Annotated in this window: 20 protein-coding genes; 6 read left to right on the top strand and 14 right to left on the bottom strand. The window is 46.6% G+C overall.

Going from position 1 to position 19,451, the window contains the following annotated elements; all coding sequences use genetic code 11:
• Positions 1–19: 19 nt before the first annotated feature.
• The 9 genes from bamA to rpsB form a co-directional block, all read right to left on the bottom strand.
• Complete coding sequence (gene bamA / locus EST55_RS01765) at positions 20–2,506, bottom strand: outer membrane protein assembly factor BamA (protein WP_129496292.1); 2,487 nt, start codon at positions 2,504–2,506, stop codon at positions 20–22.
• Between the two features lie 32 nt (positions 2,507–2,538).
• On the bottom strand, positions 2,539–3,894 hold the full coding sequence (rseP, locus tag EST55_RS01760) for a sigma E protease regulator RseP (RefSeq protein WP_129496291.1): 1,356 nt from the start codon (positions 3,892–3,894) through the stop codon (positions 2,539–2,541).
• Positions 3,888–5,084: a 1-deoxy-D-xylulose-5-phosphate reductoisomerase gene (gene ispC / locus EST55_RS01755; RefSeq protein WP_129496290.1), complete on the bottom strand. Its 1,197-nt coding sequence runs from the start codon at positions 5,082–5,084 to the stop codon at positions 3,888–3,890. Before ispC ends, rseP begins: the two co-directional genes overlap by 7 nt.
• 4 nt (positions 5,085–5,088) lie before the next feature.
• Positions 5,089–5,955: a phosphatidate cytidylyltransferase gene (locus EST55_RS01750; RefSeq protein ID WP_129496289.1), complete on the bottom strand. Its 867-nt coding sequence runs from the start codon at positions 5,953–5,955 to the stop codon at positions 5,089–5,091.
• A 3-nt stretch (positions 5,956–5,958) separates the two neighbouring features.
• Positions 5,959–6,732 (bottom strand): polyprenyl diphosphate synthase, encoded by a 774-nt coding sequence (gene uppS / locus EST55_RS01745; RefSeq protein ID WP_129496288.1) that lies wholly within the window; start codon positions 6,730–6,732, stop codon positions 5,959–5,961.
• 81 nt (positions 6,733–6,813) lie between these two features.
• Positions 6,814–7,371, bottom strand: a complete 558-nt coding sequence (frr, locus tag EST55_RS01740) for a ribosome recycling factor (protein ID WP_088768400.1) — start codon at positions 7,369–7,371, stop codon at positions 6,814–6,816.
• Positions 7,372–7,401: 30 nt separating this feature from the next.
• On the bottom strand, positions 7,402–8,136 hold the full coding sequence (gene pyrH, locus EST55_RS01735) for a UMP kinase (RefSeq protein WP_088768401.1): 735 nt from the start codon (positions 8,134–8,136) through the stop codon (positions 7,402–7,404).
• A gap of 98 nt (positions 8,137–8,234) precedes the next feature.
• Positions 8,235–9,113: a translation elongation factor Ts gene (gene tsf / locus EST55_RS01730; RefSeq protein WP_053952692.1), complete on the bottom strand. Its 879-nt coding sequence runs from the start codon at positions 9,111–9,113 to the stop codon at positions 8,235–8,237.
• Positions 9,114–9,128: 15 nt separating this feature from the next.
• Positions 9,129–9,857: a 30S ribosomal protein S2 gene (gene rpsB / locus EST55_RS01725; protein ID WP_053952693.1), complete on the bottom strand. Its 729-nt coding sequence runs from the start codon at positions 9,855–9,857 to the stop codon at positions 9,129–9,131.
• A 318-nt stretch (positions 9,858–10,175) separates the two neighbouring features.
• Here rpsB and map point away from each other — a divergent pair, with 318 nt between their 5' ends.
• From map to dapD, 3 genes are read left to right on the top strand one after another with little or no spacing between them, the layout of a single operon-like run.
• On the top strand, positions 10,176–10,967 hold the full coding sequence (gene map / locus EST55_RS01720) for a type I methionyl aminopeptidase (protein WP_088768402.1): 792 nt from the start codon (positions 10,176–10,178) through the stop codon (positions 10,965–10,967).
• An 11-nt stretch (positions 10,968–10,978) separates the two neighbouring features.
• A complete protein-coding gene (gene glnD / locus EST55_RS01715) occupies positions 10,979–13,615 on the top strand; it encodes a [protein-PII] uridylyltransferase (RefSeq protein WP_129496287.1) in 2,637 nt (878 codons plus the stop codon).
• 9 nt (positions 13,616–13,624) lie between these two features.
• Positions 13,625–14,449, top strand: coding sequence for a 2,3,4,5-tetrahydropyridine-2,6-dicarboxylate N-succinyltransferase (gene dapD / locus EST55_RS01710; RefSeq protein WP_100690339.1), 825 nt, complete (start codon positions 13,625–13,627; stop codon positions 14,447–14,449).
• An 11-nt stretch (positions 14,450–14,460) separates the two neighbouring features.
• Here the strand turns inward: dapD and truC are convergent, their stop codons facing one another.
• Positions 14,461–15,186: a tRNA pseudouridine(65) synthase TruC gene (gene truC / locus EST55_RS01705; RefSeq protein ID WP_129496286.1), complete on the bottom strand. Its 726-nt coding sequence runs from the start codon at positions 15,184–15,186 to the stop codon at positions 14,461–14,463.
• The gene (locus EST55_RS01700) at positions 15,186–15,530 is read right to left on the bottom strand and encodes a YqcC family protein (RefSeq protein ID WP_088768406.1); all 345 of its coding nucleotides are present in this window, start codon (positions 15,528–15,530) and stop codon (positions 15,186–15,188) included. The genes truC and EST55_RS01700 overlap by 1 nt, the downstream gene beginning before the upstream one ends.
• 92 nt (positions 15,531–15,622) lie before the next feature.
• Between EST55_RS01700 and EST55_RS01695 the strand changes: the two genes are divergently transcribed.
• Positions 15,623–16,648, top strand: coding sequence for a DUF3549 family protein (locus tag EST55_RS01695; RefSeq protein ID WP_129496285.1), 1,026 nt, complete (start codon positions 15,623–15,625; stop codon positions 16,646–16,648).
• A gap of 4 nt (positions 16,649–16,652) precedes the next feature.
• Complete coding sequence (locus EST55_RS01690) at positions 16,653–16,964, top strand: DUF3301 domain-containing protein (protein WP_129496284.1); 312 nt, start codon at positions 16,653–16,655, stop codon at positions 16,962–16,964.
• Here EST55_RS01690 and EST55_RS01685 read toward each other — a convergent pair.
• The 3 genes from EST55_RS01685 to syd form a co-directional block, all read right to left on the bottom strand.
• A complete protein-coding gene (locus EST55_RS01685) occupies positions 16,935–17,249 on the bottom strand; it encodes an Mpo1-like protein (protein WP_129496283.1) in 315 nt (104 codons plus the stop codon). The two genes, EST55_RS01690 and EST55_RS01685, sit on opposite strands and share 30 nt — an antisense overlap.
• Positions 17,249–17,932 carry a GNAT family N-acetyltransferase gene (locus tag EST55_RS01680; protein ID WP_129496282.1) on the bottom strand — a complete coding sequence of 228 codons (684 nt, stop codon included), beginning with the start codon at positions 17,930–17,932 and terminating at the stop codon, positions 17,249–17,251. Before EST55_RS01680 ends, EST55_RS01685 begins: the two co-directional genes overlap by 1 nt.
• 65 nt (positions 17,933–17,997) lie before the next feature.
• Positions 17,998–18,549 carry a SecY-interacting protein gene (gene syd, locus EST55_RS01675; protein ID WP_129496281.1) on the bottom strand — a complete coding sequence of 184 codons (552 nt, stop codon included), beginning with the start codon at positions 18,547–18,549 and terminating at the stop codon, positions 17,998–18,000.
• A 59-nt stretch (positions 18,550–18,608) separates the two neighbouring features.
• On the opposite strand from syd, the gene queF reads away from it, so the two are divergent.
• Positions 18,609–19,439, top strand: a complete 831-nt coding sequence (queF, locus tag EST55_RS01670; RefSeq protein WP_129496280.1) for an NADPH-dependent 7-cyano-7-deazaguanine reductase QueF — start codon at positions 18,609–18,611, stop codon at positions 19,437–19,439.
• The last annotated feature ends 12 nt before the right edge of the window (positions 19,440–19,451 follow it).

Below are 19,451 nucleotides of genomic sequence, written 5' to 3'. Positions count from 1 at the left end.
TGCCATTTTAGCTTTATTATTAGAATGTCGTGCCAATGTTAAATGAGAACACTTGGGTTTCATCGCCTTCTACTTCTTTAAGCGCTCGACCTAATGAGAAGGTTAACGGCCCCATTGGGGAGATCCACTGCACTGAAACACCAGCAGAAGCTCTAAAGTCTCCCGGTGAGCTATAATCACTTAATTCGTAGCGACTGTTTGGGCTCATCGGCAGGTCCTTATAGGTATCGTAATTGAATTCTGTATCCCAAACCATACCAAAGTCAACAAAGACGCTCGTTCTTACACTATTACGCATACCTTCGTCGATAAACGGTGTCGGTACAATCAATTCCAAACCACCAACAACTTTGGCGTTACCCCCTACTGCGTATCGACTAACGAAAACGCTTTGGTTTGTCGATGGTATTCCATCCGGACTACCATCAACTCCTGGAGGAGAGGTCATACTACCATCCAAACGAACGGCTCTCGGCCCCACGGTGTTCGATTCGAAGCCTCGCAAATCTCCTTGCCCGGCAACACGGAAGTTTTCCCAGAAAGGCAATAGAAACTCATTGCCATCATCGCTTTCTCCATACCCGTTACCATAACCTAAGTTTAGGCGAGTTAAGAAGGTCCATTGCTGATCCCGGGTAATAGGGAAGTAATGGTTATATTCATAATTAAAACGGAAGTATTGTACATCACTCAACGGTGTTGCAACTTCAACACCGAGACGTTGTGATGAACCACTAGTCGGAAAAGTACCTCGGTTAAGGGTTACTCGTGACCACCCTGCGTTCAGCTCATAAATATCGAAACCTACAGCTTCATCGGGTGCTTCAGGATTCAAAAATGGTTGAAAGAAATTACTGATTTGCTCATAGGAATCTGTATTGGCTGCAGCAACCTCTTGGTTTTTATAGCCGACCCCAAAGTTAAGGCGGTTAATTTCGTCGACTGGAAAGCTCAGCCCTGTCGATACGCCGTAAGTCTTTTGGTTATACTGCACTAAGTTCTCAGCACGGCCAGCATCAAATTCACTCATATACACTTGGCCAGAAAGACTCACACCATTAATGGTAAAGTACGGATCGGTGTAAGAAACATTGGCGTTTTTATTAAAGCGACTGGTACTGATATTAAAGCCAACCCGGTTACCCGTTCCTAAAAAGTTATTTTGTTGTATACCAGCGTTCAACTGAAGACCTGAATAGTCACCATAGCCGATACCGGCATTAAATGAGCCAGACGGCTGCTCTTTAACTTTATAAGTAATATCAACTTCGTCTTCACTGCCTTCCACACGCTCTGTTGAGGTTTCAACCGTTTCAAAGAAACCTAAACGTTCCAGACGAACTTTCCCCTGCTCTACGTTACTATCCGAAAGCCATGCCCCTTCCAGCTGACGCATTTCCCGGCGCAGAACGCGATCTTGGGTGGCGCTATTTCCTTCAAATTTAATACGGCGCACATAAACACGCTTACCCGGATTTATGGAAAACGTAATTTTTACCGTTTTCTCTTCTTCATTATGTTCCGGAATGGCTCGTACCTCTGGGTACGCATAGCCATAGCGCCCATAAAAACGGCTTATCATGTCTTCTATGTAAGTGATTTGGGCAGCGTTATAAAGCGTCCCCTCTTCAATCTGAGCGATACGCGTAATCATTTCCTCGTGACCTTTTAGATCACCAATGACATCCGTTTCACTGACATTGTATTTGTCACCTTCATTAACATTCAGAGTGATATACACGCCTTCGCGATTTGGGGTCATAGAAACCTGTACCGACTCAACCCGGAAGCGCAAGTAGCCACGGTCGCGATAAAAGGATTCCAGTGTCTCCAGGTCACCACTCAACTGCTGCTTCTGATAACGCTTTTCGCCGATAATGTTCCACCAAGGCAAATCATCTTTTAACTCAAAGGTGTCAAGAAGCTGAGCATCAGAAAACGCTTTGTTGCCGACAATATTAATTTGCGCAATTTCAGCCGCGTCACCCTCTTCAAAGGTCATTCGCAGTTCAACACGGTTTCGCGGTAAGTCTACGACCTGAACCTCAACTGACGCGTTGTATTTACCGACACTGTGGTAAAAATCCTCAAGGCCTTTTTCGATACCTGCAATTGTCGTTCTGTCGAGCGGCTCCCCGACAACGATGTTGTTGTCAGTTAAGCTTTCTTGTAGCTGCTCATCTTTAATATCGCTGTTACCATCAAAGGTAATGTCGGAAATCGTTGGGCGCTCACTAACGTTAAAAATAAGCGTATTATCATCCCGTCTTGCATCGATATAATCGAAATGAGTCGATGAATACAGAGATCGAATCGCGCTGCGAATTTGCAGTTCGCTGACTTCGTCGCCGACTCGCACTGGAATGTAAGTTAACGCAGCGCCCAAGGCGACACGTTGTAACCCTTTAACTTCGATATCTTCTACAACAAATTCTTCTTGTTGTGCATAAGCCGGAGCGACAGCGCTCGCTATCATTGCACTTACTAACAGCTTTTTAAACGTCATTATCACTAGCTACTTATAGTTTATTTCGTGATTTAGAATGCAAAACGGATGATATCATTTGATATTGCCAACGCCATTAACGCGAATACCAACATCCCGCCTATCCTATAGCAAATATCCTGCACTCTTTCGGATACCGGTTTCCCTTTCAACCACTCAATGCAATAAAACATCAGGTGACCGCCATCGAGAACCGGCAACGGTAATAAATTTATAATCCCCAAATTGACACTCAGCAGGGCTAAAAAGCTCAAGAAGTAAACAAAGCCGTTACTTGCACTAACACCGGCCCCTTCCGCAATGCTTAATGGTCCTGCCAAATTCTTAACTGACACATCACCGGTCAGCAGTTTACCTATCATTTTGACGCTAACAACCATTAACTCCCAAGTTTTTTCAGCGCCTTTTAAGAGCCCGCTAAATACCCCATATTGGTGGTTATACACGTATCCTTCCGGCAGTGCGTCCGTTTTCGGCGCAACGCCAAGATACCCTATGACACCATTTTCAGTATCGCGTTCCCCAATTTTAACTGGAACGGTTGTTTTTTCCCCATCTCGAAGGACTAACACGTCAAGCAAAGCCCCCGGGGATTCAGCAATACGCTGTTGAAGGGAGCGCCAGTCATCAATACTCTGACCATCAATAGCGAGGACATCGTCGCCCTCTTTTAAACCCGCTAAAGCTGCCGGAGAGTCAGCTTCAACACGAGCTAATACGGTATAAACTTCTGGCTGATACACCGAAATTCCTAAACTTCCAAACGTTGATTCAGTTTCCGGATTAAACTGCCAGTTTTCGATACTTAATACACGCGTAACTTCTTCTTGGTCAGTCGTTCGTAACGTTATGGTTGTCTGCTCATTGCCTATCGCTGACATAAGACCCAATTGGACTTGCTGCCAATCATAAGTTTCCACGTCGTCGATATAAAGTATTTCACTGCCTTTTTGAATACCGGCTTCTTCAGCAATAGAGTCCGGCTCAACTTCCCCTACCACGGGCTTAACGGTTGGAACACCAACACCAAACATCAGCCACAGAACAGCCACTGCTAACACAAAATTCGCGATGGGACCTGCCGCAACAATAGCGAAACGTTTATAGACAGACTGTGCATTGAAACTCACGCTCTTTAACGCATCTGGCACGTCGTCAACGCGTTCATCGAGCATGCGGACATACCCGCCAAGCGGTATTATACTGACTTGGTAAACTGTGCCGTCTTTCGCTTCTCTTTGCCAAATAGGACGCCCGAAACCAATAGAGAATGTCAGTACTTTAACCCCACAGCGACGTGCCACCCAGAAGTGACCAAACTCATGAAAAGCAACGAGAATGCCCAGAGTGACAACGAAAGATAAGGCGTACCATAAAATCTCTAACATACCCCGTACTCCTTGATCCACTTAGAGGCCTGCCGACGAGACTGGGCATCGAGTTGTGCCAATACATCAAGATTGTCAGCAACAACCGATTCTGTTTTTTGCAACGAGTAATCACACACTTTTGCGATATCAGTAAACAGGATATGGCCTTCCAAAAAAGCTTGCACCGCGACTTCGTTGGCCGCGTTTAACGTCGTTGTTGCCCATTGACCATCCCAACACGCCTGAATAGCAAGCTTCAAACACGGGTAGCGTGCGTAGTCCGGCTGTTTGAACGTCAGTTCATTCAGCGTACTGAAATCGAGACCTCCAACGCCACTTCGTAACCGCTCTGGGTATCCCAGAGTATGTGCAATTGGGGTGCGCATATCTGGTTGCCCCATTTGCGCTAAAACCGAACCGTCGGTAAATTGCACCATTGAGTGAATGACACTTTGTGGATGAATAACCACTTTCAACTCAGACTCTGAACAATTAAACAGCCAACGCGCTTCAATATACTCAAGCCCTTTATTCAGCATTGTCGCAGAATCCACCGAAATTTTTTGCCCCATTGACCAGTTAGGGTGATTACAGGCTGCTTTCGGGGTTTGTTTATCGAGTTCGTGAACAGGCAAGTCGCGAAACGGACCGCCAGAGCCAGTCAATAGTAAGTAGTCGACACCATGTTCACTCAACTGCATTGAACCAACTTGTTCCTGAGCTTCTTTAGGCAAACACTGAAAAATTGCGTTATGTTCGCTATCAACGGGTAAGATTTTCGCCCCTGAGCGATCGGCATGATCAATAAACAGCTGCCCACTCATGACCAGAGCTTCTTTATTGGCAAGTAGAACCGTTTTGCCCGCATCGATGGCTGCCAGTGTTGGCTTTAAGCCAGCGGAGCCAACAATAGCCGCCATTACTGTATCAACCTCGTTACTTTGACTCACGTCGATTAATGCTTTCTCGCCGTATAAAACCTGAGTTGAAACCTTGCCACTTAGCGCTGACTCTAATTCACCCGCTACTTTCTTAGAACCCATCACTGCGAATTGTGGTTTATAAGTTAGGCACAATTCAGCCATAGCACCTACCTGGCTATTGGCTGTCAGCGCGTACACCGAAAAATCACCAGGGTGTCGTGACACGACGTCCAGCGTATTCTGGCCAATAGAGCCCGTTGCTCCAAGTATGGTTATACTGCGCATAGAATTAATGCAAAAACTCCAGATAAGCCAAAGTAAATACAGGTACTGCCGCGGTAAGACTGTCTATTCGATCCAAAATTCCGCCGTGCCCGGGCAAAATTGAACCACTGTCTTTAACACCGGCACTGCGTTTGAACATACTTTCGTTTAAATCGCCAAACACCGAAGCGACTACAGTAAAGAGTCCTGTCAGGTAATAACCGGTAAATTGATCGGCAGGTACTTTTGTCCAATGCGCAACCACCATCATCACGACAAAAGCCAAGGTAACGCCGCCACAAAGCCCTTCCATGGTTTTACCAGGACTCACTGCGGGCATCATCTTATTGCGACCATAGCGCACGCCAGCAAAATAAGCGCCAACGTCAGCCGCCCACACCAGCAAGAGAATAAACAGAACGACCCAACCACCGAAATAAGGGTTGTCTTCAAAATTAATTGAGCGAACAGTCATTAGTGCTGCCCAAGTGGGGATAAAGATAAGTACCCCAAACACCCCAACGATTGCACGAGTTCGGGACCAGACACGACGACTTGATGGGTAGTTAACGATTAACGCCAACGCCACAACCCACCAAACACCGCCAAATACTATCGTGTAATAAGTCACGCTGTTTAATGCGCCGTCATCTCCCCATAAATCGCCTAAGGGAACCAGCCAAGATAACACACCAATTATGGCTCCTATAAAGGCAACATACGCAATTCTTGCCGATTTACGACGTACCCCCATTAGCGGAGACCATTCCCAGGCGCCCATCATAATGACGGCCTGAATAAACAATGAAAAGCCCCAAAGTGGGAGCAAAAAGACGCAGTAGAGCGCAATTGGAATGAGTAATAATGCCGTTAAAATTCGTTGTTTTAGCAAGTGTTATTCCTCTGTCCGAGTATCTATGTCTTGCATTAGCATAGTTAGCTGTTCGCTGGTCAGTCCAAACCGACGTTCACGCTGTGCAAAGTCGTTAATGGCTTCTGCAAAGGTGGTATCGTCAAAGTCAGGCCATAATACAGGCGTAAAAAACAGCTCTGCATACGCCAGTTGCCATAACAGAAAATTACTGATGCGGTGCTCACCACCAGTACGAATCAGTAAGTCCGGTGTGGCTTGGTCAGACAGCATCAAGTTGTCCGCAAGTGCTTCACCTGTTATCTCATCAGCCGTTAATTCACCACTTTCGACTTTTTGAGCCATGGCTCGACAGGCTTGTGTAATGTCCCACTGACCGCCATAGTTGGCAGCAATATTCAGCGTTAACTGATCGTTGCCTGCGGTTTTTTCTTCCGCCTGTGCAATTTGTTTTTGTAGACGCTTAGAAAAGCGGCTTTTATCACCAATAATTCGCAGCCGAATATTATTTTCGTCGAGTTTCACGACCTCTTTTTTGAGAACCGACATAAACAGCTCCATCAGCAACGAAACTTCTGTTGCTGGTCTGTTCCAATTCTCGCTGCTAAACGCAAAAAGCGTCAACGACTCTATGCCATTACGCCTTGCAAAAGCGACCGCACGACGCACAGCTTCAGCACCGGCCTTATGACCCGATGTCCTTGCTTTGCCTCGTTGCTTCGCCCAGCGTCCGTTACCGTCCATAATAATGGCAACGTGTTTGGGGACTAACTGTTTTATTGACGGTAGTTCTTTCATGTATCAGCCATGAACATTAAAAAACGCCGTGCGAGTATACCTGACACGGCGTCATACACCAATGAAGTCATTGCCTGATGCTTATATTTCCATCAAGTCTTCTTCTTTTGCTTTCAACGCTTCGTCGATTTGCTTGACGTATTTATCGGTCAGCTTTTGAACTTCATCTTCCGCTTGGCGTTCTTCATCTTCAGTGATTTCTTTTTCTTTTAACAACTCTTTAATGTCACCGTTTGCATCACGACGAATGTTACGCACGGCGACACGGCCTTGTTCAGCTTCCGCACGAACAATCTTCACTAAGTCCTTACGACGCTCTTCCGTTAGCGGTGGTAACGGAATACGAATAACAGCACCTGCAGACGCTGGATTCAAACCTAAGTCGGAATCCATAATCGCTTTTTCGACGGCTTGTGATGATGATTTATCAAATACAGTTAAAGCCAGAGTTCTAGAATCTTCAGTCGTGATATTAGCCAACTGCTTAAGCGGCGTATCTGTACCGTAGTAATTCACCATGACACCATCAAGAATGCTTGGGTGAGCACGACCCGTGCGTACTTTTGACATTTGACTGCGCAGTGATTCTACACTCTTTTCCATGCGCGACTTTGCATCTTCAATAATTTCTTTTATCACTGTTTGTACCCTTTAATCTTAGAATCTGTCTTATTCTGCATCGTGACTGATCAGTGTACCTTCTTCTTCACCAAGAATCACTGATCGCAGAGAGCCGGGCTTATTCATATTAAACACCCGAATCGGTAAACCATGATCTCTGGCAAGAGTGAATGCCGCTAGATCCATGACTTTAAGCTGTTTCTCAAGCACATCATTATAGTTTATGTGCTTATAAAGAGTCGCGTCCGGATTGTTAACCGGATCATCTGAATAGACACCATCAACCTTTGTACCTTTCAAAACGGCTTCAGCTTCAATTTCAATACCACGTAAACAAGCTGCAGAATCCGTTGTGAAGAACGGATTACCCGTACCGGCAGAGAAAATAACAACGCGACCAGACTTAAGCAAGCTAATAGCTTCTGCCCAGTTGTAACTGTCGCACACACCAGTCAATTCAATGGCCGACATAAGGCGAGCGTTAACAAAGGCACGGTGCAATGCGTCACGCATAGCCAATCCATTCATGACCGTCGCCAACATACCCATGTGGTCACCCACAACTCGATTCATGCCAGCTTTTGCAAGACCTTCACCGCGGAATAAGTTACCGCCACCAATGACCAAACCGACCTGAACCCCAAGTTCAACCAGTTCTTTAATTTCTTGCGCCATGCGATCTAACACTTTGGCATCGATACCAAATGGCTCATCGCCCATAAGCGCTTCACCACTGAGCTTTAACAATATGCGTCGATAACTGGGTTTAGGATGGGTAGTCATTATTGCCTCTACTCTTATTTAGGTTAAAAAAAACCGCGTCCTGAACGCTCAAGACGCGGTTGTATTTTTATGGTATCAAGTTGGTCGAAACCATTAGATTAACCTTTGTTCGCTGCTGCCACTTGAGCCTGAACTTCAGAAGCAAAATCTTCTTCTTTACGCTCAATGCCTTCGCCCACTTCAAAGCGTACGAAAGTAACAACGTCTGCGCCAGCTTTCTTCAATAATTCACCAACAGTCATTGATGGATCTTTAACGAAAGGCTGGCCAGTCAGGCTGATTTCGCCGGTAAACTTACGCATACGGCCTTCAACCATTTTCTCAGCAATTTCTTTAGGCTTACCGCTTTGCATAGCGATATCAACCTGAATAGAACGCTCTTTTTCAACAACTTCTGCGTCTACGTCTTCAGGCTTAACAAACTGAGGGCTGCTTGCTGCAACGTGCATGCACAGGTCACGAGCTAAATCTTCGTCACCGCCAGTTAATGCAACAGCAACACCGATGCGAGCACCGTGTGTGTAAGTTGCAACAACGTCACCAGCTTCAATCGTTTGAACGCGACGAACATTCATGTTCTCGCCAATTTTAGCGACTAAGTCTTCACGAGTTTTCTCAACTGTTTCGCCACCGATGTCAGTTGCTTTCAGTTTTTCAACGTCGTTTTCTTTGTTAGCGAACGCAGCGTTGATAACTTTCTCACCGAAGCCTAAGAAGTTTTCGTCACGAGCAACGAAGTCAGTTTCACAGTTCAGTTCAACTAATGTTGCCTGGCTGCCTTCAGACTTAACTAAGATAACACCTTCAGCGGCAACACGACCCGCTTTCTTAGCGGCTTTAGCCTGACCACTTTTACGCATCAGTTCAATTGCGGCTTCCATATCGCCGTCGACTTCCTGCAATGCCTTTTTGCAGTCCATCATGCCAGCGCCTGTGCGCTCGCGCAGTTCTTTAACTTGAGCTGCTGTAATTGCCATGATCTCTATCCTCGATTATTCACTTGCTTCGACGAAGTCGTCAGAGTCTTTCGCTTCAACCTGTGCTACGCGCGCTTCTTTAATCGCATCAGCAGCTGAGTTCAGGTATAACTGTACCGCACGGATTGCGTCATCGTTACCTGGAACAATGTAGTCAACGCCGTCTGGATCTGAGTTAGTATCAACAACAGAAACAACAGGAATACCCAGGTTGTTCGCTTCTTTAATTGCAATGTGCTCGTGGTCAGCATCGATAACGAAAAGAACGTCAGGCAAGCCGCCCATGTTCTTAATACCACCTAAACCTTTCTCAAGCTTTTCCATTTCGCGGGTGTTAACCAACGCTTCTTTTTTAGTCAGCTTGTCGAAAGTGCCGTCTTGGCTCATTGTTTCAAGGTCTTTCAAACGCTTGATAGACTGACGTACTGTTTTCCAGTTAGTCAGCATACCGCCTAACCAACGGTGGTTAACGTAGTACTGACCACAGTTGTTAGCTGCTTCTTTAACCGCTTCAGATGCTGCGCGCTTAGTACCAACAAACAGGATTTTACCTTTGTTTGAAGCAACGTGCTGCATGTAGCTCAACGCATCGTTGAACATTGGCACAGTCTTTTCGAGGTTAATGATATGAATCTTGTTACGAGCACCGAAAATGTAAGGTTTCATCTTCGGGTTCCAGAAACGAGTTTGGTGACCGAAGTGGACACCTGCTTTCAGCATGTCACGCATTGACACGTTAGCCATAATATTTTCCTTTTGTAAGGGGTTAAGCCTCCATACACCCCATAAGCCGACTTAGTCGAACTAAGCACCCCGCCTTATGTGCCGGTGTATGTGTGGATTATACAATTGTTTATTAAATTGCTCGTTGCGGTGATCATTTATTAAAGAGAATATCCGACCAACCGAAAAAGCGTGCGTTTTATACCATAAAGCCACTACAACAACAACTAAAAACCACTTAAATCGTGTTTTTAAAAGCCCTTGATGAGTGAACATAGCGAAGTTTTGCTGCGGCTGTTAAACTGTCGTTTTTTAAGAGCGGTATGGACGAATAACAAAATGAGCATCTCTATTAAGACTCCGGAAGAAATTGAAAAGATGCGCGCAGCGGGCAAGCTCGCCGCCAGTGTACTGGAAATGATAGGCGAGCATGTAAAGCCCGGCGTAACCACTGAAGAGCTTGATGATATTTGCCATAAATACATTACCGATCACGGCGCTTACCCTGCGCCGCTGAACTATCACGGTTTTCCTAAGTCGATTTGCACCTCAGTTAACCATTGTGTGTGCCATGGCATTCCGGGGCCAAAGAAACTCAAAGACGGCGATATCATGAATATCGATGTAACTGTAAAGCTTGATGGTTATCACGGTGATACATCAAAAATGTTTGTCGTTGGAAAGCCCTCCATTTTAGCTGAGCGCCTTATTCGCGTTACGCAAGAATCCTTATATAAAGCAATAGAAATGGTGAAGCCCGGTATTCGTCTTGGTGACTTTGCTGAAGTCATTCAAAAGCACGCAGAAGGCCACGGCTACTCAATCGTACGCGAATATTGTGGCCACGGCATTGGCGCGGTATTCCACGAAGATCCTCAAATTCTTCATTATGGCCAAGCAGGTACCGGTGAAGAACTCAAACCAGGCATGTGCTTTACCATTGAACCGATGGTAAATGCCGGCAAACGCCAAACCAAGTTAATGAAAGATGGTTGGACCGTACTAACAAAAGATCGCAGTTTAAGTGCTCAGTGGGAGCATACCTTGCTCGTCACAGAAAACGGCGTAGAAGTACTGACTTTGCGCAATGACGAGCCCGACTTACCGCGGGTTATTGAACACAACGATTAAAGGTCACGCTTATGGTCAATGCTGACAATGACAAAGATTTTCACGGCCATTGGCCAAGCCGCGACAGCACCCCGCAGACAAAGGATTATAAAGAGCTGCTGACCAGTTACCAAAACTGGTCAGCCACACGCTTTGTCACCGCCGACATTGACGAGTTGGTCCATCATCGAGCGACGTTTTTTGATCAGCTGCTCAATCAGTTGTGGGCTCAATTTAAGCTTACCGAAGAGCCCGCCACATTAATTGCCGTCGGTGGTTATGGCCGTGAGACCCTTCATCCGGGATCTGATATTGATTTATTAATACTCATTGATGACACCAGTAATCGGCTTCATACGATTGAAGACAAACTGAGTCGTTTGATTACCTTTCTCTGGGATTTACATCTCGATATCGGCCACTCTGTTCGCTCTATCGATGAATGCTTTCAGCAAGCGGCTGAGGATATTACGGTTGCGACCAACCTGATAGAAAGTCGCTTTCTGACCGGGTCAGACGAATTATTCAACGACTTCCAGCAGCACTTAATCAATGACTTTCCATGGAGCAGCCGGGACTTTTATCAAGCTAAGCTGGACGAGCAACAGCAGCGCCATCAACAATACCACAGCACCTCTTATAACCTCGAACCCAATATTAAGTCGAGTCCCGGTGGGCTACGCGATATCCAGACCATCGGTTGGATAGCTAAACGACACTTTCAGACTCACTCGGACGAAAACCTGGTTGAATACGGTTACATGACCGCTGACGAATTCGTCGAACTGCGAGACTGTATGAATTGGCTTTGGCGCATTCGCTTTGCTCTGCACATTGAAGCGGGAAAACGCGAAGACCGCTTACTGTTCGATTTCCAACCCGGCGTCGCCGTTCGTTTAGGGTACGGTAATGAAGGCAAATCGTCTGTCGAAACGATGATGAAAGACTATTTCAAAGTCGTACTGCGAGTCAGTGAACTTAACCAAATGCTACTGCAGTTTTTTCATCAGGCCATTCTGGGTACACAAGACCTTCAGGATGCCGAGCTCATTGATCGCGACTTTGCTATTTCAAATACGCTATTAACCGCTCGTCACGATGAGGTTTTCGATAACCCAGTTAATCTCATTCGCGCTTTCGTTTGTATTGCCGAGTACCCACAAATAACCGGGATTCATTCGAACACGATAAGACTGATTCGCAACGCCCGCGGGCAGCTTGGCGAGCCACTGAGCCATCACCCCGATTGTCGTGAAAAGTTTAATCAGTTGATTCAGCACGAGCGCGGTTGCGGATTGGCTTTTTCACTCATGCATCACCACAGTGTGCTAGCCAGTTACCTACCACAGTGGCAACAGATAGTCGGACAAATGCAATTCGACTTATTCCACGCATACACAGTAGATGAACACACGTTCCGCTTAGTCCGAAATTTATATCGTTACAGCGACGAAAAATACGCCGATCAATTCCCGCTATGCGAAAAAATCGTCGAGCAAATGGAACGTAAGTACTGTTTGTACCTGGCCGGCATATTCCATGATATCGCGAAAGGTCGTGGTGGCGATCATTCCGAGCTTGGTGAAATGGACGCCCGCAACTTCTGTCATCAGCACGGGTATTCCGAAGATGACGCCGAGTTGGTTGCCTGGTTAGTGCGTCACCACTTAACCATGTCTGTCACCGCCCAAAAGCGTGACATTCATGATCCGGAAGTGATTCAGGAGTTCGCTAACCAAGTACAAACCGTTGAACGGCTGGACTTTCTCTATTGCCTGACGGTTGCTGACATTCGTGCCACCAACCAGTCATTGTGGAATAACTGGAAAGCGACTCTTTTAGAGGAGCTCTACAACGCAACTGCGTATTTGCTGCAACAAGATAGCAGCCAACCCACACTGGATGTCCGTGAAAAAATAAAAGAAAACAAAGCCAGCGCTATGGCACTATTGCTCAGTGCCGGTTTTGATAAAGGTGACATTAACGCCCTTTGGGGGCGCTTTACTGCAGACTACTTTTTCCGTCACACCGCAGAACAAATTAGTTGGCACTCACAACACATTCTTAATTTACCGACGGATCAATTGCCGCTCATCCTCATTGGCGATGAAAACAACTACGGCACCACCGAGCTGTTCATTTATCACCACGAGGAAAGCCATTTATTTGCGTCTGTTGCCGGGGTTTTAGACAGCCAGCAACTGAGTATTTTAGACGCCCAGATACTGGCAACACGCGATGGTTTTGTCATGGACACCTTCATTGTTCTGCAGCGAGACGGCAAGCCGTTAACCGAACCGCAGCGCATTGAAGAGGTCAAACAACAACTGCTCGACGTATTGCACAAACGAGTGCCGGTTCCTAAAACCAATCGCCCGCTTTCACGCCGAATGAAAAACTTTTCAGTGAAAACTGAGGTATCCTTTATTCCCAGCAAACATCAGGGTCGTACCACTTTTGAGCTGGTAACACTAGACAGACCGGGACTTATTGCTAAACTGGCGGCTATTTTACAGCAACAAAACGTGACCCTGCTGGCGGCTAAAATCACCACGATTGGCGAACAGGCTGAAGATTTGTTCATTGTCACGTCAGAAGATAATACGTCACTGGGTGAACAACAAAAACAAGCGCTTAAACAACAGATTATCGAAGACTTGGAGTTTTAAATTAAAACAATGGAACACATTAAACAGTTAATTATTGATGCTTTTGACAAGCGTGACCAGATCAACTCGAATACCGATGACGATGAGCTACGAGAAGCCGTACGCTATGTGATCGATGAGATCGATCGTGGTGAGCTTCGGGTTGCCGAAAAGATATCGGGTGAATGGGTCGTTCATCAATGGCTGAAAAAAGCCGTTTTGTTGTCTTTTCGCCTGAACGACAATGACTTAATTGAAGGCGGTGAAACACGCTTTTGGGACAAGGTACCTGCTAAGTTTGCTGACTACGATAGCGCCCGTTTCCGTGCAGAAGGTATGCGTGTCGTACCGCCCGCCATGGTGCGTAAAGGCGCTTACATTGGGCGTAATGTTGTCGTCATGCCATCTTATGTCAACATTGGTGCCTATGTTAGTGAAGGTAGCATGGTCGATACCTGGGCAACCGTCGGTTCTTGCGCGCAAATCGGTAAAAATGTGCATTTATCCGGTGGTGTCGGTATTGGTGGTGTATTAGAGCCACTGCAGGCAAACCCAACCATCATTGAAGATAACTGCTTTATCGGTGCGCGTTCTGAGATTGTTGAAGGCGTTATTGTTGAAGAAGGTGCCGTTATTTCAATGGGCGTATACATTGGTCAAAGCACCCGTATTTATGACCGTGAAAATGACCGTATTCTGTACGGTCGCGTACCCGCGGGAGCGGTTGTTGTTCCTGGTTCACTACCAGCCGCTGACGGCACTCACAGCTTATATGCGGCTATTATTGTTAAACGCGTTGATGCGAAAACACGTGCCAAAGTGGGAATCAATGCTCTCCTCCGGGGCGCAGAGTAAACACCAGGAACTCAGCCGGCTTCGGCTGGCTGAAAGACTTTAAGAAACTCACCCGGAAGTGGCGCAGTCAGAGACATCATTTCGCCATTTACCGGGTGTTTAAATTCTACTGCCGTTGCCGCTAATAGTAAGCGATGACTGTCAAAATGCTCCCTAAAGAAGCGATTATGCCGACCGTCTCCATGGTTCGTGTCACCAATAATCGGGTGGCGAAGATGCGCCATATGTCGACGCAACTGATGCTTACGCCCGGTTTCAGGAGTTAACTCTACCAGAGAATAACGTGTGGTATCGTGCTTTTTACTGACTTTATACGGTAACTCTATTTTCTCCAGGCAGCGGAAATGCGTGACAGCGTCCTGAGCTTCTTTGTTCTGATCGGCCTGCGCGTCAGCAATTTTATCGAGCTCTTCTTTTAACGGGTAATCGACAGTACCTTCGTCAGGCAAGTAGCCACGAACAACCGCGTGGTATTGTTTACTCACTTGGTTAGTCGCAAAGCTCTCCGACATTTTCGTGGCTACTTCACTGCTTAGCGCAAAAATTAAAAGCCCTGACGTTGGTCTGTCCAGGCGATGAACCGGGTACACATGCTGACCAATTTGGTCGCGCAGCATTTGCATAGCAAACTCTCTGGCCTCGCTCGCTATGCGACTGCGGTGAACCAGTAAACCGCTGGGTTTGTTAATGACGGCTAAATCATTATCCTGATAAACAATATCCAGAGGTGGGCGCATTAGAGATCATCCTGCAAAGGGTCTGTGCCACTTAGCAGAACGTCAAACTCACGAATAAGGCCGATGAGTTGTTCGTATTGTTCCAGTTCATTACGGTAGGTATGAGCCGCCATTGGGCTGATAGAGGTACTTTCAGGGAGCGGCCGTTGCCCGTCTATTAATGACCACATTCTCGGTATCATAATAAATTGCAGCCACTGATGAAATTCCAGAGTGTCGACCGCAAAAGGCTGTTGACTCTCCAATGCCTGAACCGGCGGTTGATGTGACTGCCAAAGACCTAAACTGTTGAGCTCGCGTTCAATCCTGTCTAATAGCCGAGCCGCTTTCTGATACTGCTCCATATCAGACTCCGTTACCACATAAGGTTATAAATCGTTATAATGGCGCAATAGTGGTTTAATACGTTCCAAAATTCAAGTGAAATGGAGTTTTTGTGGCAGAGCAGAGCATTACAACCCTGGGTGATTTTCTAAAAGCCGGCCAAACCGATTACCAAGTCTTTGATATTGGTCGCCGCTTGACCGAGATCTCCCAAGAGCAGTTCGACGCTATAGAACATCAGCAGCAGCCTTACCCATACCCTATTGCTCGCCAGGCACAAATCGCCGTGTTGTTTCAGCATAAAAGCGCCGAACAACCGCCCTATTTATGGTTTCTCCAGTTTCCTTTAGATGAACGTGGACTACTTAACCTGGCAGCAAGAAATCAATACCTTGAGTATGTCATTAACGCTCTGGGCCACGAAATTACCGGCGAGCTTACCGAGGAGCAACAACAGCAGTTGCAGCAAAATCCGTATTTATTGACACCCTCAGAAACACAGAGAGCCGCATTGCACGCTCACGTTCAATGCCAACATAACTTATCGCCCTCCATTCATTTTGAAACAGCAGAAGCCTATCTGCTAAATCCTAACGATAGTCTGGATTGGCAAAATATTGGCCTGCAAGGCCTTCATGATGTTGCTGCACGTTTGATGCAACGCAACGATATCAGTACGGCTATTGCTGAGCATTTTGCGAGCTATCCCGGCGGTGTGCGTTCGCCTCTGGCCGCAGCACTCGAGCATCAGTCCATACCCGCGCACTTACGCAACGCGTTACTGGAGCTCATCAACACAGACGATTCAGAGCCCACAACAGACGCGTTAAGGGCACTGGCAAGCACATCAGATGAGCCAAGAGTGCAGAAACAAATTGCGTCACTGATTGAGAACGCCAGTGCCGACCAACTGGTCGTGATAGCGGCTCGTTTATGGACTGTTCTGGCAGAGCCAACCACCCTAAATAGCTACCTCAACGCTATTGCTAAACTGGATATGAGCTTATTTGATGCGCTTTTCCAGGACATCATCGCACTGCCAACTGTGCGACCTCAGTTACTTTCTCTGATTGCGCAGCAGCAATTATCGGAGCCAGTACAACAAGCGCTAAACCGTTTGAAGTCGCAGGTGCAGTAAGCGCATGAGTTTACTCGATGTCATAATATTTCTGGTTTTACTGCTTGCAGTATGGGTGTTTTGGCAACACCGACAGCAGTCTGAAAGCGCTCAAAAACACGCGGTATATTATTGCAAACAACAAGGCTTACAGTTCTTAGATATTCGGCGTGACAAAACTCGCTGGTCGTTTAAAGGCAGCCAGCCTGGTTGGCGCAGCACCTTTAAACTTGGTTTTTCCAGTGATGGTGAAACTCGCTATGAAGGCGACTTAACTCTGCATAACCAAAAGTTAGTCGGTGTGGAACTACCGCCCTTCCGAATGCCCGGTCAATAGCTTAACCCACGCGTCTTTATACATCACCCAGTCGCCCATCAGGCTGTATAAAGGGTATTTAAACGTGGCGGGCTTGTTTTTCTCGAATATAAAGTGACCCAGCCAGGCAAAGCCATAACCAATAACGGGTACCGCAAGCAACCACCAAAAGTTTTGAGAGAACAACGCATAGATGAGTACAATAAGTACCAGGGTACTACCGATATAATGTAAGGCTCGGCAACGCGTGTCGGAGTGCTCCTGTAAATAGTAAGGGTAAAACTCTTTAAAGCTCGAGTAGCTCATTACTCAGCCTCCCCCCGCGGGTAAAACAATAACTCTCCGGGCAGTGTTTCAAACGCGATTTGCGCTTGCAGGCGGTAGCCACGCTTTTTGAAAAATGCCTGGTAGTCGGCGCGGGTCACAAATACGGCAACACCTTGAGATTCAGGATCTTCCTGAAACGCTGATTTAGCGGCCTCAACCAGTAAATGACCAACGCCCTGTTGTTGATACTGTGGCGCTACGGCAATAAAGGCCAGCATATGATAAGGCACGTCCGGCATAGCCTCCTGAATACGGCGCTCTTTTTCCATGACTTGTTTGGTGCTTAGAAAACCAGCCGTCATCAGCATGCTAATGCGCCAGTGCCAAAAACGTCCAGGGCCAAAGCTTTTCCCGGGCCGGGTCAGACAAGCCACACCCAATAATGTACCACCGTCACGAATACCGATGATTGGCTGTCCACTCTCCCAAAACGACGTCAAATCTTCCCGAATGGCCGCTCTCAAGCGTTTATCGTAATCCGGTTTGTCGGCACGAAATATTTTCTGTAATAACGCATCATCGTAGTACGTTTGAAATAGCAGCGACGCTGCCATTTTCAAATCTTCAGCGACCAAATAGGTTAACTCCCCTTTTATGTCACTACTCGCGTTTTCGCTAGCATGTTGTATTTCCTGCTCTGTAGCCTCTGTCAGCCCCTGCATTACAGACAACCTCTTAATTATTCTTGATAAACGTCAAGCTAACCTTTTTTTAACAGGCTGTCGAGTCACTCAATATCAGAAAGTTCGCTCTTCGGTTGGCAAGTAGCCAGCCACTCCTCCAGTGAGTCTGCAAGACATTCATGCTGCTCTTTGCCGACCCACTCTAAACCAACTTGACCGGTCACGTTATCAATTGACACGAGTAAGTCATCATTTTCAACACCTAAACCAATAAACACCGTCTCCGGTTGCTTTAAGCGGCGCTTCATAAGGATATGACCGGTTAAATTTGCCAATAAGCGTTCACCGTCTTCCGTGCTTTGCACTTGCAGCAGAGTAACCGGATGCCCGTCGTATTCCAACGATAAGTCACCGGCAAACCAACGTCCAAAAATCGCTTTTATGCTGTCATGAAAGGTTATTTCAAGCGCTCTTTCTAATTCATTGAAGGACAATGGAGACGTCTGTTTTACCGGAGCCCACTCGACCGTATCTTCATCTATCACAGAGCCATAAATGGGGCTATCCCATTCGGCAACGTACTCGGTGTAACGAGTTGGCAGCTGCTCAACATAGCGTTCAATAAGGTCATCTAAAGCACTTTCTAAGTTCTGCATCTGGTACTACCTACTCAGACATTTTACAATAGCGTCATTGTACGTATGGAGTGACACAAATGCCAAAAAAGGATGCTCTCGGCCATTTAAACCTTGGTCAGCACACTGAATACCCCAATCAATATGATGCAAATCAGTTGCAGGCGGTTCCACGTTCATTGAATCGAGAACCTATCGGTATTACCGGAAAGCTGCCATTTGACGGTGTTGATCAATGGACCGGGTACGAGCTCTCATGGCTAAATACTAACGGCTTACCACAAGTGGCTATCGGCTACTTTGAAGTGCCCGCTTCAAGCCCTAATTTGGTTGAGTCAAAATCGTTCAAATTGTACTTGAACAGCTTTAATGATAGCCGCTTCGATACTTGGGAAAACGTTCAACATATCATGGAAAACGACTTATCCGCCTGTGCCGGTGCTCCAGTATCCGTTAGACTTACTCCGTTAAGTTACGTTACTAATGAATCAATTGCTGATTTCGAAGGCGAGTGTATCGATTCACAGGATATCCGAGTTGAGCACTACGATTACCGCCCTGAGCTACTGAAGCTTGAAAACAATGCGGAACAGGTTGAAGAGCAGCTTCACAGCCACCTGTTAAAATCCAATTGCCTTATTACAAATCAACCTGACTGGGGCTCAGTCTCTATTCATTATCAAGGGCCAAAAATCGATAGAGCGGCCTTATTAGCCTATTTGGTTTCTTTTCGGGGGCATAACGAGTTTCATGAACAATGCGTCGAGCGAATCTTTCAGGACTTACTCGCTCTGGGGGTTAGTCAACTGAGTGTGTACGCACGTTACACACGACGGGGCGGACTGGACATTAATCCGTTCCGCTCTAACTTTGAGCCAGCGCCGCAAATGCAGCGCATGGCTCGTCAGTAGTCGGTTGCTGGT

Source organism: Idiomarina sp. 29L (assembly GCF_004123135.1).
Classification (GTDB): domain Bacteria; phylum Pseudomonadota; class Gammaproteobacteria; order Enterobacterales; family Alteromonadaceae; genus Idiomarina.
The sequence above is the reverse complement of the archived record's forward strand: the minus strand, read 5'-3'. Positions and strand labels throughout refer to the sequence as shown.

Bases quoted from the DNA above. Each gene is read 5' to 3' on its own strand.
- bamA (WP_129496292.1), bottom strand. From the start codon at position 2,506: ATGACGTTTAAAAAGCTGTTAGTAAGTGCAATGATAGCGAGCGCTGTC.
- rseP (WP_129496291.1), bottom strand. From the start codon at position 3,894: ATGTTAGAGATTTTATGGTACGCCTTATCTTTCGTTGTCACTCTGGGC.
- ispC (WP_129496290.1), bottom strand. From the start codon at position 5,084: ATGCGCAGTATAACCATACTTGGAGCAACGGGCTCTATTGGCCAGAAT.
- uppS (WP_129496288.1), bottom strand. From the start codon at position 6,732: ATGAAAGAACTACCGTCAATAAAACAGTTAGTCCCCAAACACGTTGCC.
- pyrH (WP_088768401.1), bottom strand. From the start codon at position 8,136: ATGACTACCCATCCTAAACCCAGTTATCGACGCATATTGTTAAAGCTC.
- tsf (WP_053952692.1), bottom strand. From the start codon at position 9,113: ATGGCAATTACAGCAGCTCAAGTTAAAGAACTGCGCGAGCGCACAGGC.
- rpsB (WP_053952693.1), bottom strand. From the start codon at position 9,857: ATGGCTAACGTGTCAATGCGTGACATGCTGAAAGCAGGTGTCCACTTC.
- map (WP_088768402.1), top strand. From the start codon at position 10,176: ATGAGCATCTCTATTAAGACTCCGGAAGAAATTGAAAAGATGCGCGCA.
- glnD (WP_129496287.1), top strand. From the start codon at position 10,979: ATGGTCAATGCTGACAATGACAAAGATTTTCACGGCCATTGGCCAAGC.
- dapD (WP_100690339.1), top strand. From the start codon at position 13,625: ATGGAACACATTAAACAGTTAATTATTGATGCTTTTGACAAGCGTGAC.
- truC (WP_129496286.1), bottom strand. From the start codon at position 15,186: ATGCGCCCACCTCTGGATATTGTTTATCAGGATAATGATTTAGCCGTC.
- EST55_RS01700 (WP_088768406.1), bottom strand. From the start codon at position 15,530: ATGGAGCAGTATCAGAAAGCGGCTCGGCTATTAGACAGGATTGAACGC.
- EST55_RS01690 (WP_129496284.1), top strand. From the start codon at position 16,653: ATGAGTTTACTCGATGTCATAATATTTCTGGTTTTACTGCTTGCAGTA.
- EST55_RS01685 (WP_129496283.1), bottom strand. From the start codon at position 17,249: ATGAGCTACTCGAGCTTTAAAGAGTTTTACCCTTACTATTTACAGGAG.
- EST55_RS01680 (WP_129496282.1), bottom strand. From the start codon at position 17,932: ATGCAGGGGCTGACAGAGGCTACAGAGCAGGAAATACAACATGCTAGC.
- syd (WP_129496281.1), bottom strand. From the start codon at position 18,549: ATGCAGAACTTAGAAAGTGCTTTAGATGACCTTATTGAACGCTATGTT.
- queF (WP_129496280.1), top strand. From the start codon at position 18,609: ATGCCAAAAAAGGATGCTCTCGGCCATTTAAACCTTGGTCAGCACACT.